Source organism: Actinoplanes sp. NPDC049118, assembly GCF_040648555.1.
Lineage (GTDB): Bacteria > Actinomycetota > Actinomycetes > Mycobacteriales > Micromonosporaceae > Actinoplanes.
The window spans coordinates 265,895-282,132 of the sequence record NZ_JBEZDY010000009.1 but is presented as its reverse complement, the minus strand read 5'-3'; the positions used below and the strand labels follow the sequence as shown (position 1 = coordinate 282,132).

At 70.8% G+C, this 16,238-nt stretch carries 7 protein-coding genes; 3 read left to right on the top strand and 4 right to left on the bottom strand.

Annotated features, from left to right (window positions below; translation table 11 throughout):
• Positions 1-300: 300 nt before the first annotated feature.
• Positions 301-1,371: a DUF3616 domain-containing protein gene (locus tag AB0B58_RS16770; protein ID WP_360224135.1), complete on the bottom strand. Its 1,071-nt coding sequence runs from the start codon at positions 1,369-1,371 to the stop codon at positions 301-303.
• Between the two features lie 139 nt (positions 1,372-1,510).
• Between AB0B58_RS16770 and AB0B58_RS16765 the strand changes: the two genes are divergently transcribed.
• Entirely contained in the window at positions 1,511-2,338 is an 828-nt protein-coding gene (locus AB0B58_RS16765) for a DUF72 domain-containing protein (RefSeq protein ID WP_360224133.1), read from the top strand.
• Between the two features lie 19 nt (positions 2,339-2,357).
• Here the strand turns inward: AB0B58_RS16765 and AB0B58_RS16760 are convergent, their stop codons facing one another.
• Positions 2,358-5,126, bottom strand: coding sequence for a bifunctional diguanylate cyclase/phosphodiesterase (locus tag AB0B58_RS16760; RefSeq protein WP_360224131.1), 2,769 nt, complete (start codon positions 5,124-5,126; stop codon positions 2,358-2,360).
• Between the two features lie 192 nt (positions 5,127-5,318).
• On the opposite strand from AB0B58_RS16760, the gene AB0B58_RS16755 reads away from it, so the two are divergent.
• Both AB0B58_RS16755 and AB0B58_RS16750 read left to right on the top strand, forming a co-directional pair.
• Entirely contained in the window at positions 5,319-8,558 is a 3,240-nt protein-coding gene (locus AB0B58_RS16755) for a GH92 family glycosyl hydrolase (protein ID WP_360224129.1), read from the top strand.
• Positions 8,559-10,394: 1,836 nt separating this feature from the next.
• The gene (locus AB0B58_RS16750) at positions 10,395-10,532 is read left to right on the top strand and encodes a hypothetical protein (RefSeq protein WP_360224127.1); all 138 of its coding nucleotides are present in this window, start codon (positions 10,395-10,397) and stop codon (positions 10,530-10,532) included.
• Positions 10,533-11,394: 862 nt separating this feature from the next.
• Here the strand turns inward: AB0B58_RS16750 and AB0B58_RS16745 are convergent.
• The gene (locus AB0B58_RS16745) at positions 11,395-11,814 is read right to left on the bottom strand and encodes a PPOX class F420-dependent oxidoreductase (RefSeq protein ID WP_360224125.1); all 420 of its coding nucleotides are present in this window, start codon (positions 11,812-11,814) and stop codon (positions 11,395-11,397) included.
• Positions 11,815-11,892: 78 nt separating this feature from the next.
• On the bottom strand, positions 11,893-16,167 hold the full coding sequence (locus tag AB0B58_RS16740) for a GH92 family glycosyl hydrolase (RefSeq protein ID WP_360224123.1): 4,275 nt from the start codon (positions 16,165-16,167) through the stop codon (positions 11,893-11,895).
• Between the last annotated feature and the right edge of the window lie 71 nt (positions 16,168-16,238).

Here is a 16,238-nt window from a genome sequence, read left to right as displayed (position 1 = left end):
GGGCTCGGGAAGCGCTTCATCATCTGCGTTCTCGGCGGCGCTACCCGGGCGCGCCGGGGATCGACGCTCGTCTCCGCAGGTGGGCGTGGTGATGGGCGGCGTGGCGGCCGATCAAGGCCACGCCGCAAGCTCACGGTTCCGGAACCTCGTGCGTCCCCTGCCACGCGTCGCGGCCCGTCCACAATGGGGCTTATGAACTCCGCGAGGCGGACGGCGTCGCGGCAATGCGCGGGGCTTATGAAGTCCGCGAGGCGGACGGCGGCGTCGCGGCAATGCGCGGGCGCCCCGGCCCGCGGGCTGCTACGGCAGCCGCACCACGTCGGCGACGACCGTGCCGTCGTCGGTCAGCCGGATCGCGGCCGGGCTGTCGTAGACCACCAGCGCCGTCCGGTTCTCCGGCGGGCCGACCAGGCCCAGCCCCTCGGCGTGGTCGTCGCCCTCGCCGTAGGTGAGCTCCAGCTCGCGGGAGAGGAGCTCCCCGCGCACGATCGCCGGCATGCCCACCTGGCAGGCGCCGCGCCAGCGGTAGATCCGTACCGGACCGTCGAGGGCCATCGTCGGTCCGGCGAGCACCAGGAGGTCGTCGCCGGCCGGGCAGAGGTCACGAACCCCCAGGCCGTCGAGGTCCAGGACGTGCTTGCGGTACGGCCGGCCGTCCTCGAAGTCGCGCAGGCGCAGCCGGCCCGGATCGCCGGGGTCGACGTAGGGCCGCAGCTCTAGGACGAACGCCCACCCGCGCAGCACCGGGCCGCGCAGGCCCAGGTAGACCCGGTCACCGATCACCGCGATGCCCTCGATGTCCAGGCCGTTGTCCTTGCCGGGGATGGCCAGGAAGGGCGCCAGGTGATCGTCGTGCCGCAGGAGCGTACGCAGGCCGTCCCGGGGGTCCAGCTGCGCCACGCGGTGCCGCTCACCGTCCACCACGATCTCGGGCACGGGTGTTGGCAGGCCGTCCACGTCGGCGATCGGTAGCCGTACCAGAATCTGGCGGTTGGCCTGGCCCTCCACCCGCGCGAGCCGCCGCAGCGCCTTGTCGCCGGCGTGGCGTTCCTTGATCCTTTTGCGTCGCAGGCTGTGCGAGCCGACAGCCCAGAGGAAGTGCCCGTTGCGGGCCAGCCCCTCGATGTCCGCCTCCTCGTCGGCGTCCTCGCCGGGCAGGTCGACGAAGTCGGCCAGCCGGAACGTCCGCTCGTCGGCGTACTCCGTGGGCGCCGCCGGGTCGTCGGCCACCAGCCGCTCCAGGGTCGCCGTCTCGTCGCCGGCGATCCAGAGCACCCGGCCGTCGGCGCGGACCGCGGACAGGTTCGTGTGCGTGGCCGCTGCCCGGGAGAGTTGTCCGAATCGCAACCGGACCGTGCGTACCAAGGTCATGGCGAACATCGTGGCATCCCGGGTCGACAACGGGTACCGGCTCGGGCGTTTCCCGCCGAGGCATTGTTACCCTCGCGGTGTTACGCGGGGTAAAGGGGGATTCGTGGCGCCGAGCGTGCGTCTTCACGTGGGGTGCGCCATGTGGACCCACAAGTCGTGGCAGGGGCGCTTTCTGGCGCATCCGCTCGCGCCGCAGGAGCGCCTGCGTGCCTACGCCGGCTGGTGCGACGCGGTCGAGGGAAACACGACATTCTACGCGACTCCGGCCAGGGACACCGTGGCATCGTGGGCGAGCCAGACCGGCACGGACTTCCGCTTCGTGATGAAGCTCCCCCGGTTCATCACGCACGAACGCCGCCTCGCCGGCGCCGACGAGGCGCTCCGGATCTTCCTGGATGCGATCGAGCCGCTCGGCCCGCGAGCACATGCCCTCTGGATCCAGCTACCGGGATCCTTCGGCCCCGCCGACGTCCCCGCGCTCGACCGCTTCCTGCGCCGGCTCCCGGCCGCCTACCCGTACGCGGTCGAGGTCCGCCATCCCGCGTTCTTCGACGATCCCCGCTCGGCGGGGCTGCTGGAAGGCGTGCTCGCCGCCGCGGACGCCGAATGGATACCCTTCGACACCGCCGCGTTCTTCGCGAGCCCGCCGACCAGCGACGCGGAACGGGACGCCTGGGCCAAGAAGCCGCGCCTGCCGCTGCGGACGCGCGCGCTGACCGACCGCCCGATCGTCCGGTACCTCGGCCGTGACGATCCCGAGCGGACGATCGAGGGCTGGCGTCACTGGGTCGACATCGTCGCCGGGTGGCTGCGCGAGGGCCGCTCGCCGACCATGTTCATACACACCCCGGACAACGCCGACGCGCCCGCGCTCGCCCGCCGCTTCCACGAGGAGGTCCGGGCGCGGGTACCCGGACTCGGGGCGCTGCCCGAGCCGGAGCCGGTCGGGCCGGCGACCCTGTTCTGACGCCGGCGCGGTGCCGGGATCAGGCGACGGCGGCGTCGGCGCCCTGCGGTAGCAGGCGACCTGCCTCGCCGGCCGGCACCGGGCGCGAGAAGTAGAAGCCCTGCGCGAACGTGCAGCCCATGTCGCGCAGCGCGGCGAGCTGGCCGTACTCCTCGATGCCCTCGGCGACGGTCGTCATGCCGAGGCTCTGCCCGAGCTGGACGATGGTGCTGGCCAGCGCGGTGTCGTCGGTCTGCTCGCCGAGCCGCTCGATGAACGACCGGTCGATCTTGAGCATGTCGACCGGGAACCGGCGCAGGTAGGCAAGCGACGAGTAGCCGGTGCCGAAGTCGTCGATCGCCAGGGTCACGCCGAGCGCCTTGAGCCGGACCAGCTGGGCCAGGTTCTCCTCGGTGTCGGTCATCAGCACGCTCTCGGTCATCTCGAGGCAGAGCTGGTCGGCCGGCATGCCGGTCTCGGTCAGCACCTCGCGGACGACGGTCGGCAGGTCGCTGCGGTCGAACTGGCGCACCGAGACGTTCACGGCCATCTTGATCGGCCGCTGGTTGTCGCGCTTCGCCCACTCGACGGCCTGCCGGCACGCCTCGGTGAGCACCCACCGCCCCAGCGGGACGATGAGGCCGGTTGCCTCGGCGATCGGGATGAAGTCGAGCGGGCTGATCATGCCGCGGGTCGGGTGCTGCCAGCGCACCAGCGCCTCGAAGCCGACGACCCGGCTGTCGACCATGTCGATGGTCGGCTGGTAGTGCACCCGGAGCTCGTTGCGATCGAGGGCCAGGCGCAGGTCGGCCTCGAGCTCGAGGCGCTCGACCAGGCCGGCCAGCATCCGCGGGTCGTAGCTGGCGAAGCTGCTGCCGCCGGTCCCCTTGGCCTTGTACATGGCGAGGTCGGCATTGCGCATGAGCTGTTCGGCGTTGCCGGAATCCTCGCCGCCGGCCAGCGTGGTGTACGAGGCGAGCCCGATGCTGCCCCGCACGTGCAGGGTGCGCGCGTCGACGAGGAACGGCTCGTGCAGCCCGTCGACGATGCGCTGCGCGACGAGTTCGGCCTCGCCCGCGCCCAGCGGCGAGGAGATCAGCACGGCGAACTCGTCGCCGCCGAAGCGGGCCACCACGTCGCCGCTGCGGACGGAGGTGCTCAGCCGTTCGGCCACCTGCACCAGCAGCTGGTCGCCGGCGATGTGGCCGAGGCTGTCGTTTACCTCCTTGAAGCCGTCGAGGTCGAGGAAGAGCACGGTCACGTCGTCGTCCGCACGGCGCTGGTCCAGGGCCGCGGAGACCCGCTCGCGGAAGAGGGCACGGTTGGCGAGCTGGGTGAGCGCGTCGTGGTACGCCTCGTGCACGAGCTGCTCCTGCAGCTCCTTGCGCTCGCTGATGTCGCGGGTGTTGAGTACGAGGCCGCCGACGTTCGGGTCGTCGAGCAGGTTGGTGATGGTGATCTCGGCCTGGCGCAGCCGGCGGTCGCGGTGCGGCACGGTCAACTCGAGCATCGTGGTCGCGTGCGGGCGTTCGGTGACCGAGCGCAGGGCGCCGGCGAGCCGGGCGGCCGCGGCGGGCTCGAGGAGGCTGGTGAGCCGGCGACCGGTGAGCAGTCCCGGCGAGTAGCCGAAGACCCGCTGTACGGACTCGCTCTGGTAGAGCACCTCGGCGTCGGTGCCGACCACGGTCACGACGTCCGAGCTGTGCTGCACGAGCGAGTGGAAGCGCTGCTCGCTGGAGGACAGCTCGGCGGTGCGGTCGGCGACCCGGGTCTCCAGGTTGCCGGTGAGGCTGCGGTTCTCCAGCAGGGTGAGCAGCTGGCGGCCGACGATCAGCAGGATGATGGCCGAGCGGGTGTACGAGGTGAAGGCGCTGCTCTGCCCGGTGCGCAGGAACCAGATGACGCTGACCACCAGGGCGGCGAGCACGGCGACGTACGGCAGCAGGACGCCGAACGGCCGGGAGTCCGCGGCGTCGGATCCGGCGTCCGGGTAGGTGCCGGCGGGCTTGGCGGCGGCGAGCAGGATCAGCAGGAAGCCCGCGAACCAGCCGACGTCGATGGCCCCGCCCGAGCTGTACGCGCTGTGCATGTTCAGGTACGCGAAGCCGATGTCGGAGACCGTGAAGGCGGCGATGCCGGCGCCGACCAGCGCGAGGCGGGCCAGGCCGCTCCCCTGCCGGCGCTGCAGGGCCAGCATGTACACGAGGATGGTCACGATGACGACGTCGCCGACCGGGTACCACAGGTTGACGAGCAGGCCGCGGACGTTGGCCACGCCGGCCTCGAATATCGGCTCGTAGACGACGTACGAGGCCATCAGCAGCAGCGACGCGGCGACCATCAGGCCGTCCAGGACGCTGCGGGCCCGGTTGGCCAGGGTCTGCGCGGCGACGGGCAGCACCAGCAGGCCGACCGTGGTCAGCAGGACCATGCCCTGATAGCCGAAGTCGGCCTCGGACGGCAGCGGGACGGTGCCCGTCGAGGTCTCCAGCCGGAACGCGAGCACCCGGCCCACGCTCCAGGAAAGGGCGCCGAGGCCGATGATGGCCCAGCCGGCGCGCATCCGGCCGCCGAACCTCGCGGCGCGGAACAGGCAGGCGGCGGACGCGCCGAGCGCGGCCAGGAAGAGCCCGAGGTTGGCGATGATCCGCGAGGCGTCCGGCCCGAACACGCCGGTGCTCAGCACGGCACCGAAGACGGCGATGGTGACGGCGACGGCGATGCAGGCCCGCGCCCAGCTCTGAGCGGCGCGGGGCGCGCGCCGTTCGATAGCTCCGGGCGGGGCCGGCGATTGCGTGCTGGCTGCCATCAGCTCATCTCCGGTCGGTGAAACCGCCTGTTGCTGGACGGTCGTACCAGGTGAGATCGGGTACGGACGGCCTGATCTGAGGCGCCCCGGGGTGCAATCCGGGTGTCCGCGCGGGTCGTTTCATTGACATGTGTCGCTGGCTTGTGACAACGTTGTCACCGGACGATGACGTCGTTAACGGGAGGCTTGTCGATGACCCGTCGGTTCCTGGTTGCCATGCTGCTCGCCGCCACCGCCTGCCACGCGAGCCCCGCGCGGGCCGGCGCCGCGGCGGACGGTCCCGTCGACCTCGTGCGCCCCTTCGTCGGCACGCAGAACTTCGGCAACACCTTCCCGGGCGCGAGCGCGCCCTTCGGCATGGTCCAGGTCAGCCCGGACACCGGCGGCCAGGGCGGATACGACTACCAGCAGGGCAGCATCCACGGATTCAGCCAGACGCACCTGTCCGGCGTCGGCTGCGGTGTCGCCGGCGAACTGCCCATGCTGCCCACCACCGGCGCGGTCACCACGTCCGACCCGAACTCCTACCGTTCGCCGTACTCGCACGACGACGAGGAGGCCTCGCCCGGCTACTACCGGGTCGGCCTGACGAGGTACCAGACCAGGGCCGAGCTGACGGCGACGCCGCGGACCGGCTGGCAGCGCTACACGTTCCCCGCGACCGGCGCGGCGAACGTGCTGTTCAACACCGGCCGGGCCAACCAGTCCGTCTTCGACTCCGAGATCCACGTCGTCGGCGACCGGACCGTCGAGGGACGTGTGCACGCCGGCGGCTTCTGCGCCGGCAAGGACGACCACACCGTCTACTTCACCGCGAGTTTCGACCGCCCGTTCGCGTCGACCGGCACCTGGCGGGGCGCGGCGCTGACCCCCGGCGGCAGGGACGCGTCCGGCGCCGGCGGTAACGGCGCGTGGGTCACCTTCGACGCGACCCAGGACCACGACGTCGTCGTCAAGGTCGCGCTCTCCTACACCGGGCCCGACGGCGCGCGGCGCAACCTCGCCGCCGAGACCGCCGACTCGTACGACTTCGACGCCACCCGCGTGAAGCTGCGCGAGACCTGGGCCGGTGAACTCGACCGGATCGAGATCGGCGGGGGTACCACGCAGCGGCGCAGCGTCTTCTACACCGCGCTGTACCACTCGCTGCTGCACCCCAACCTGGCCGGTGACGTCGACGGCAGCTACGTCGGCTTCGACCGGCGGGTGCACACCGCCGCCGGGTACACGCCGTACCAGAACCTCTCGCTGTGGGACACGTACCGGCCGCAGAACCAGCTGCTCGAACTGCTCGTCCCGGACGTGGCCCGCGATGTCGCGCTGTCGGTCGTCGCGATCGGGCGCGACGGCGGCTGGCTGCCGCGCTGGGCGCTCGCCAACAGCGAAACCAACATCATGACCGGTGACCCGGTCACCCCGTTCCTGGTCGAGGCCTGGTCGAAGGGCCTGCTCGCCGGGTACGAGGAGGAGGCGTACGCGCTGCTGCGCGACAACGCCACCGCGCAGCCGCCGGTGGACTCGCCCTACAACGGGCGCACGGGCCAGGACTACTACGCCGACCGCGGCTACGTCCCGTCCGGGCTCGACGTGGGCGGGGACTGCGCCGACAAGGGCGGCGACAACGACTGCGACCACCCGGCCTCCGCGACGCTGGAGTACGCGGCCGCCGACGCGGCGCTGGCGCTGATGGCCGAGGGCCTGGGCCGGACCGCCGACGCCAGGCTGTTCGCCGGCCGCGGGCAGTGGTACCGCAACCTGTGGGACTCGTCGATCGGGCAGTTCCGCCCGCGCACGGTCGACGGGACCTGGCTGACGCCGTACGACCCGGTCGCGGCGGGCGAGCAGTTCCACGAGGGCGGCGCCTACCAGTACCAGTGGCTGGTGCCGCAGGACCCGGCCGGGCTGGTCTCGCTGATGGGCGGGCGCAAGGCGACGGAGCGGCGGCTGGACGACTTCTTCGTCTACGACAGGCTGCTCACCGACCCCGCCGGCACCGCGCGCACGGACTGGATCGCCAGCCCCTACGACTACTACGCCAAGGCCACGTACAACCCCAACAACGAGCCGGATCTGCTGGCGCCGTACATGTATCTGTGGGCGGGCGCGCCGGCGAAGACCGCGACCGTCGTACGGGCCGCGATGACGCTGTTCACCACCGGCCCCGACGGCATGACCGGCAACGACGACCTCGGCACGATGAGCGCCTGGTACGTCTTCTCCTCGCTCGGCCTCTACCCGACGATGAGCGGCGGGAACTTCCTGGCGCTCTCCAGCCCGCAGTTCCCCGAGGCGACCGTCACCATCGGCGACCGCCGCCTCGTGATCACCGCACCGGGTGCCTCCGACGCCAACCGCTACATCCAGCGGGTCCGGCTGGGCGGCGCGCCCGTCGCCAGGACCTGGCTCGACTGGTCGGCGGTCGCCGCAGGCGGCACCCTCAGCCACACCCTCGGCGCGACCCCCTCGAACTGGGGCACCTCGGTCGCCGCCCAGCCGCCGTCGGTCAACCGGGCCCCGGCGGACGACCGCACCCACGTGGACGCCGCCGTCCGCCCGTCGACAGCGGCCCTGCCCGCCGGCTCGCCCGCCGCGCAGCAGGCGGCCTTCGAGGTGGACGTGGTCGCCCAGGCGCCGCTGGCCATCACGCCCCGGGTCACCGCCGTCGCCCCGGCCGGCTGGCAGGTGACGGTCAGCCCCCGGCTACCCAGGACCCTGGTCACCCGCCACCTGCCGATCGGGACCACCGCGACGGTCACCGTGCGGGCCCCGGCGGGAACGGCCGTCGGCGAATACCCGGTGGAGGTCTCGGTCTCCGCACCCGGCACGCAGACCGTCCGGCGCCCGGCCTCGATCACCGTCCGCGAACCGGTCACCTGCGCCTCGACAACGGCCGGCGCCTGCCTCGTCGATCTCGGCACCGAGCGCAACGCCGACGGCACGGCGACCGTCGCGTCGCCGGCGGAGGGCGACTTCGACGGCGGCGGCTGGAGCTACGACGCCGACCTGCTGCCCGCCGCCGGCCCGGTCACCTGGGACGGCGTCACCTACCAGGCACCGGATCCGACCGGCACGGCGAAGAACCTCGTACGGTCCCGCGGCCAGTCGCTGCTGCTGCCGGCCGGCGATCACACGGCGGTCAAGCTGATCGCGACGACACACAACGGACCGGTCACGGCCGCCCTGACCATCGGGTACACGGACGGCACGACCTCATCGTCCGCGGTGACGGTCGCCGACTGGTGCGGCACCGCGTCCCCAGGCACCACGACCGTCCTCGCCATGCCACACCGGATCAAGGCGGGCCGCGGCGTCGACGGCCCGCCGGTGAATCTCTTCGGCCTGAGCCTGCCCTTGTCCGAAGGCAAACAGCTCCGCTCGATCACCCTGCCGAACGACCCCCGTCTGCACCTATACGCGATCACCCTGGCCTGACCGGCCGCGCGCCGCGCCCACTGGATCCGGAGACCGCTGCGCCGGGCCGCCGGTGCGCCGGCGAGTGCGGGGAAGTCCGGATGGCGGGTTGCCGGGGTAGCGGTGTGTCTGGGTGGTGGGTTGCTGGCGAGGTAGCGGGGAAGTCTGGGTGGCGGGTTGCCGGGGTAGCGGTGTGTCCGGGTGGTGGTGTGTCTGGGTGGTGGGTTGCTGGCGAGGTAGCGGGGAAGTCTGGGTGGCGGGTTGCCGGGGTAGCTGTGTGTCCGGGTGGTGGCGTGTCTGGATGGTGGGTTGCTGGCGGAGTAGCGGAGTAGCGGAGTAGCGGGGTGGCTTGGTGGCGGGATGGTGGCGTGGCTGGGTAGCGGGGTTGCCGGCGAGGTAGCGGCGAGTCTGGGCGTCTGGGTGGCGGGTTGCCGGCGGCGTAGCAGCATGTCCGGGTGGCGGGTGGTGCCATCTGCCGCTTCCCAGGAGATCGGGTAGCAGGCCCGGGAACGACGAGGACGCGGATGCGAATCGGTGCCGCGTTGCTGTCCTGAGTGGTCGCTCCTTTCACGGCAGTCATTGCTCTCCATTCACCGAGTCCTGCCCTCAGCGCCCCCGGCAACAGGCCGTCCCATCATCTGGATCCGCCGCTCAACATGCGCCACATGGTGTGGTCGTCAGCTCGGTAAAGCGCAGACTCATGATCGCGTGCGCTGGATCTGTCGATGGGAATGCGTCCGCCGTGCCGCCCCGAGAATGATTTGACACCCACTGAGGGGTCCGTTCGTGGCCTGCCGATTCGTGGCGGGCTTCCAGGTGAAGGTTTGAATTCGGTCCTCTTGGGGTTGAGCGCATCCTGCATGAATTTGATTTTGTCCGGGCCTGATTTCGTGATTAAGCCTACCGATTTTGCCTTCGCGAATTTCGAAAGCGCGGCGATTGTTCGCGGTGAGCTCGCCGCGGAACGGGATGGTCCCGGGGCGCCGGGCCGACGCCTGAACCGCGCGGCCTCGGCCATCGCAGCGGATGAAACGCCGAACCGCTGCCGGGGTATCCGCGGGTGGCGGCCAGCTCTCCCCGGTTGCCGGCCTGGGCGGTCCGGGAATTCCCGGTTGGTCTCGGAGCAGGGGCGAGCATCGCCCCACGGCGGCGGGTGGCCGGGGAGTCCGGGCGGGATCTCCCCTCTTGCGGGCCAGGGCGTGCATGCGTTGCTGCAAAGTCGTCGGCAGGCATATTCCCCAGGACTGGTAACGCTCGTGATCGGGCTGCGGGTGTTGGTTGGGTGTGGTCCGCCTGCCTGCGGGGTTCAGCTTGGTTGGGTGCTGCGGGGGTTGGTTGGGTGTGGTCCGTCCGTCTGCGGGGTTCAGCTTGGTTGGGTGCTGCGGGGGTTGGTTGGGTGTGGTCCGTCCGTCTGCGGGGTTCAGCTTGGTTGGGCGCCGTGGGCGTTGGCCGGACGTGGCCTGTCCCGCCCGGCCAGGTCAGGGCATGGTCGGGCGCCGCTGGTGGTTCTGATTCACCTCCAGGCCCCGGGTCGTGGCCGGTCTGCTTGACCTTCAGGTCCGGGTTGTGGCCGGTCCGCTTGACTCTCAGGCCCGGGTCGTGGCCGGCGTCGACCGGCAGGTTTTCGCCTGGCTGAGGTTCGGTCAGCCCGTTGGGTGCAGGCCGTGGGCGGGCTTCGGCGGGCATGTTGCGGTGGGTGCGGGCCGAGGGAAGTGCGCCTCGGTGGGTTCGGTTTGCTGCTGGTCGTGGCGCTGCGGCAGGTCCTGGTGGATCGGGGCGGAGCGGCTCCGGCGCCGCGTGCGGTGTCTGCGCGGTGCGGGCGCCCGCACCGGGCCGTGTCGGATGTGGAGTCTCCTGGTGCTTCTCGTCTTGGCCCGCGATTCTGCCGCCACCAGACCGATGGCGGGCGTGGCGCAGACGCTCGGCATGGCGCCGCGACAGGCCGAAATCGCGACGACGTTCGTGGTCGCGGCGAAACTCGTCCCGCGCGGGTGAATAGTTGCGGGAGGCGGTCCGGTCACGCATGACAGCCAGCTGACTGGTGCTGAACAACTGAAGCTGCCGCATGAATAAATTATCCCGCGAACCGGCGAGGATCGCCATTTCCGATCGTTGATCGATCATGCCAATTTCTCGAACATCACCGCCGGATGAGGGATGGTTGCGTGACCAATCGCATACCATTTGAGGTGGGCTGAGGGGCCAAGCTCTTGACACTTTTGGTAGTCAGTCTGTTCGAATCCGTTCGGCGGCTCGGGTGTTTGTCGGTGGTGGATGCCGGGTCTGCTGGTTGTCCGCGTGGCGCGATTGCGGTGGTCCGTTCGCCCGGGCTCTGCGGTAGGCGCTTGTTGCGCTTGGGCGTCCTCGCCCGGCCGCATTCACGGTGGTGGTGGATGTTGTGGGGGAGTGATGGTCTGGGGGTCTTGTCCGCCAACGTTGAGGGTGGTGGTGGATGTTGTGGGGTGCGGTGGGCTCGGCGTCTTGTCCGCCAACGTTGAGCATCGTGGTGGATGTTGTGGGGGAGCGGTGAGCTGGCGCCTTGTCCGCCAACGTCCGCGGCGGCGGTGGAGGGGAAGCGGCTTGGACGCCGGTCCTCTCCCGCAGACGCCCGGCTCGCGTCGTGCCCGTTCGGCCTGATCAAGACCGTCGCTATCGTCGGATCGCATGAGATCGGCGGAGCTGGACCACACGTCCGAGCCGATCATCCGGAAGCTTCACAGTGGATAAGACGCGGACCCGCCGTGCGATGTCTGGGGGCGCTGGTGTCGATCCGCATTCATGCCAGGTGATCCTGACGTGTGTCGGCCGTTAGCGGCGCCGGCCGGCGTGCGGCAGGTTGGGCTCACGGGCCGGCGGGCTACATCACCCAGCCGTAGAGGCGTTCGACGTGGAGGCTCAGGACGAGGCGGCCGTCCGTGACCATCGCACGGCGGTAGTCGTCCCAGTCCGGGTGTTCCTTGCCGGTGATCAGCCGGTAGACCTCGATCAGTTCCTCGACCGTCTCGTCGTTCTCGTCGGTCGAGACCGGTGAGAACGTGGCGTGCACCTCGGCGACGACGTAGCCGGCGCCGCCCGGTCCCGCGACCCGGACGCTGCCGCGCGGGTCGCGGCGCAGGTTGTGCACCTTGGCCAGGGAGTCGCGGGTGGACGTGCGCAGCACCCGGGTCTCGCCGGCGGTGTAGTTCACGTCCGACAGCTGGGGGCGTCCGTCGCGCTTGATGGTCGCGAGTGTGCACAGGTTGGCCGCGGCGAGGACGGCCCAGAGGTTGTCGGACATACCGTCACGCTAGTCCAGACGGCGGCGCGGCCGCCTCCCACCGCGTACGGGGGAGGCGGCCGCGCCGGGCGGCCCGGGTCAGAGCCGGCCGCACTGGCCGAGGCGGGCGCCGCCGACCGTGTTCGGCAGGCCGTTGTTCACCGGTGCCGGCTTGTTGCCGGTGCAGGTGAGCGGCCCGCCGATGGTGTTGCCCGCGACGACCGTCGATCCGGTGTTGTTGAGCAGGGTGACCGCGCCCTTCAGAGTGGAGGCCTCCAGGCTGACCGGCCCGGATCCGGTGACGGTCAGCGGCCCGGACACGGTGGAGTGCAGCAGCGAGACCGTGCCCGCGCCGTTCGCCGTCACCGCTGCCCGCAGTGTCGCCCCGGTGGCGTAGAGCGAGGCGCCCCTCGACACCGACACCAGGCCGGTGATCTGCGCGCCCGCCCGGATGCAGGTGACGCCGGAGCGCACCGACACCGCGCCGACGACCCGGTCGGAGATCACCGTGGTGCAGGCCGGTTCCGGTACGCCGAGCAGCTCCACCTCGGCGAGCGTGGTGCTCGCCTCGCCGGTGTTGGCGCCGACCTCGAGGCGGTAGTACGCGTAGCGGCCCGGACTTGTGATCTTGAACGGGCGGGTCTGCAGCCGCCACTCGAACGCCTGGTCGGCGCGCTCGTCGATCGTCGTCCAGGTGATGCCGTCGTACGAGCCCCGCAGCTTCCAGGCGGTCGGGTCGCCGGCCGCCGTACCCGAGGTGAGGGTGTAGAAGTCGGCGCGCTCGCCCGTGCCGGCGAACCGGTACTGCCAGGCCGGCGTCCGCGATGCGAACGTCGTCTGCGTGGTGGACGTGTCGTCGACGAGCGCCGGGTCCGAAGCGGTGCCGCGGCCGGGGCCGGTCAGGTCCTTCAGCGGGGTCGGCACCGCGGCGCCCGAGGTGATCGACGGCGGCGCCGCGTCCGCACCCGTGCCCCACCGGGACGGCTCGGCGCCCATCGTGAAGTCGAGGGTCGCGCCGTCCGCCAGCAGCGAGTGCGGCAGCGACGTCGAGTCGTACGCCTTGCCGTTCACCTTCAGCGACTGCACGTAGACGTTCGACCGGCTGTTGCCCGGCGCATTGACGACGATCTTCTTGCCCCCGGGCAGGTTGACCGTCGCCTTGGTGAACATCGGCGAGCCGATCGCGTACTCCGGGCTGCCCATCCGCAGGGGGTAGAAACCGAGCGCGCTGAAGATCTGCCAGGCGCTCATCTCGCCGTTGTCCTCGTCGCCCGGGTAGCCCTGGCCGATCTCGCTGCCGAGGTAGAGCCGGGACGTCGCCTCGCGGACCAGCTTCTGCGTCTTGTGCGGCTGTCCCGCGTAGTCGTACATGTAGATGATGTGGTGCGACGGCTGGTTGCTGTGGCCGTACTGGCCCATCCGGACGTCGCGGGCCTCGTACATCTCGTGGATCGGGCCGCCGTAGGAGCCGTAGAAGGTGGCCGTCTCGCCGGTGCCGAAGAACGTGTCCAGCTTGTCCGCCAGGCCTTCGCGGCCGCCGTACAGGTTGGCCAGGCCCTGGCCGTCCTGCGGGACGTGGAACGCCATGTTCCAGCCGTTGGTCTCCGTGTAGTCGTAACCCCAGACCCGCGGGTCGTAGGTCGACGCCGGGTTGCGCCAGTTGCCCGAGGAGTCCTTGCCCTGGAAGAAGCCGACCGACGGGTCGAACATGTTCACGTAGTTCTGTGCCCGGTTGCGGAAGTACTCCGCCTGCTCGGCGTACTCCTGAGCCTTCGGCCCGCCCTTCTTCGCCAGCGCCTCGGCCATGTTGGCGATGCCGAAGTCGTTGATGTAGCCGTCCATCGCCCAGGACATGGCCTCGCCGGTCGCGTCGCTCGGCGTGTAGCCCTTGAAGATCGCACCGGCCAGGCCCTTGCGGCCGACGTTGGAGTTCGGCGGCGCCACCGTGGCGTTCTTCAGGGCGGCCCGGTAGGCCGTCTCCGCGTCGATGCCGGGAACACCCTTGAGGTATGCGTCCGCGAACGCCACGTCGGAGCTGGTGCCGACCATCAGGTTGGCGTAGCCCGGCGAGGACCAGCGGGAGATCCACCCGCCGTCGCGGAACTGCTGGACGAAGCCGTCCACCATCTCGCCGGCCTCCTTCGGCGTGAGCAGCGAGTACGCCGGCCACGTCGTCCGGTACGTGTCCCAGAAGCCGTTGTTGACGTAGACCTTGCCGTCCTTGATCGGCGCGCCGGTCTGCGTCGGCGTGCTGGCCGGGCTGGTCACCGCGGACTGCACGGTGTGCCGGTACACCGGCTCGGTGGCGCTGCCGGTGTTCTCGAAGCCGGAGTTCGGGTAGAGGAACAGCCGGTACAGGTTCGAGTAGAGCGTGGTGAGCTGGTCCTCGGACGCGCCCTCGACCTCGACGGTGTGCATCTTGGCGTCCCACAGCGCCTGGGCGCGGTCGCGCACCGAGTCCAGGGTGGCGTCGGCCGCGATCTCCAGGTCCAGGTTGTGCCGGGCCTGCTCGACGCTGATCAGCGAGGTGGCGATCCGCATCCGCACGGTCTTGTCCTGCGTGGTGTCGAACTTCAGGTAACCCGTCGACGGCCGGTTCCCGGCCGCCAGCATGCCGCTGGACGCGATGGGTGCGTCGACGGTGGCGTACATGAACATCCGGGTCCAGCCCGCGGAGAGGCCGCCGCTGTTCACGTCCGACCAGCCCGAAACGGACCCGTTCGCCGCGTCGATGGTGAGCCCGGCGCCTGTGTTGACGTTGTCGAGGATCAGGTTGGAGCTGTCGCCGGTGAAGGTGAACTGGAACAGCGCCGCGTGGTCGGTCGGCGCGAACTCGGTCCTGAGCCCGTTGTCGAACGTGACGCCGTAGTAGTAGGGCTTCGCGACCTCGTTCTCGTGACCGAACGCCAGCGCCCGGTTGGCCCGGTTGGCATCCGGTACGCCGGCGGCCGCGCTCGGCATCACCTGGAACGTCTGCCGGTCGCCCATCCACGGGCTCGGCTCGTGGCTGGCGGAGAACGCCTGCAGGGTCGGCCGGTTCGCCGCGTTGTTGCGGCGGTGGTACTCGTACAGCCAGCTGGTGGTGCCGGCGTTGGTCACCGGGGTCCAGAAGTTGAAGCCGTGCGGCACCGCCGTGGCGGGGAAGTTGTTGCCGCGGGAGAAGTCGCCCGACGACTGGGTGCCGCGCCGCGTCTCCGCGTACTCGGAGAGGTGGGCCTTGGGCCGCGCGGCCGGTACCTCGGCGATGGCGATGTCGTCGTACCAGGCCCGGAAGGCGGTGGGGCCGGACGGCTTGTCGTACCCGATGAGGATGCGGTCGATGGTCTTGCCGGCCGCGACGTCGCCGATCCGCGCGGTCCGCTTGTTCCACTGCGCGGTGTACAGCGTCTTGGACGCGCCCTGCGCGGCGGGGCTGACCACGATGCCGTTCTGGTCGAGCGCCCCGAGCTCCGACAGCCGGGTGCCGTCGGTGAAGGCCAGGTCGACCGCCGTGTACGTGGCCGGATTCGACAGGTCCTCGCGGTTGAACTCCGGCAGGACCAGGTAGGAGAGCTCGGTCTTGCCGGTCACGGCCACATCGACGTCGAAGACCTTGTTGTACGAGTACCCGCGGCCCTCGGCGGTGTGCCGGCCCGCGATTGCGAACGCCCGGAGCCCGGTGTAGCCGACGCCCGCCTTGGCGGTGGGGGAGCTGGCGGGCCCGGGGCCGACCCGGCTCTGCATCGGCCCGGCCGGCGGCGCGGTCACGTCGGCGCCGGCGAGCTCGAGCTCGGCGAGCTGGGTGAGGTTGCCCGAGGGATGCCCGGTGATGCTGAGCCGGTAGATCGGGAAGGACGCCGGGTTCGCGACCGGGTACGTCCTGGTCTGGAAGCGTTCGGCGAACGTCTGTGAGGTCCGGGTGTCCACCGTGGTCCAGGTGGTGCCGTCGGCGGAGCCCTGCAGCGTCCAGTCCCGCGGGTCCCGCTCGGGTGCGTCGTTGGCGGAGGTCAGCGCGTACCTGACCACCTCGGCCGGCGCGTCGAGCGTGTACTGGGCCCAGCTGGTCGGGGTGTCGACGAGCCACTTGGTGGCCGAGTCGCCGTCGTTGAGGTTGCCGGCGCCCTCGTTGCCGTTCGGCTCCGCGTTGACGGCGATGGCCGTGACGTGGCCGCGCAGGCTGCCCGGCATGCCGACGACGACGTTGCCGTCGACGCCGGAGCTGCCGGCGTCCTGGTCGACCGTGTCGGTCCAGGACGGCTGCGGATCGTCGGTCTCGAACGACGACGCGAACGAGGTGGCCGCCGCCGCCAGGGCGCCGCGGCCCATGGCGACGGACGCGGCCGTCGCGATCAATGTGACGGATAACAGGGCGACACCCCATCGTGGCCGGTGCATGCCGTCTCCTCCTCGGGGCTTTGGCGGTGCGCTGGAAACCTCCGCGACACATCGTCACTTCTAAGTCTGTC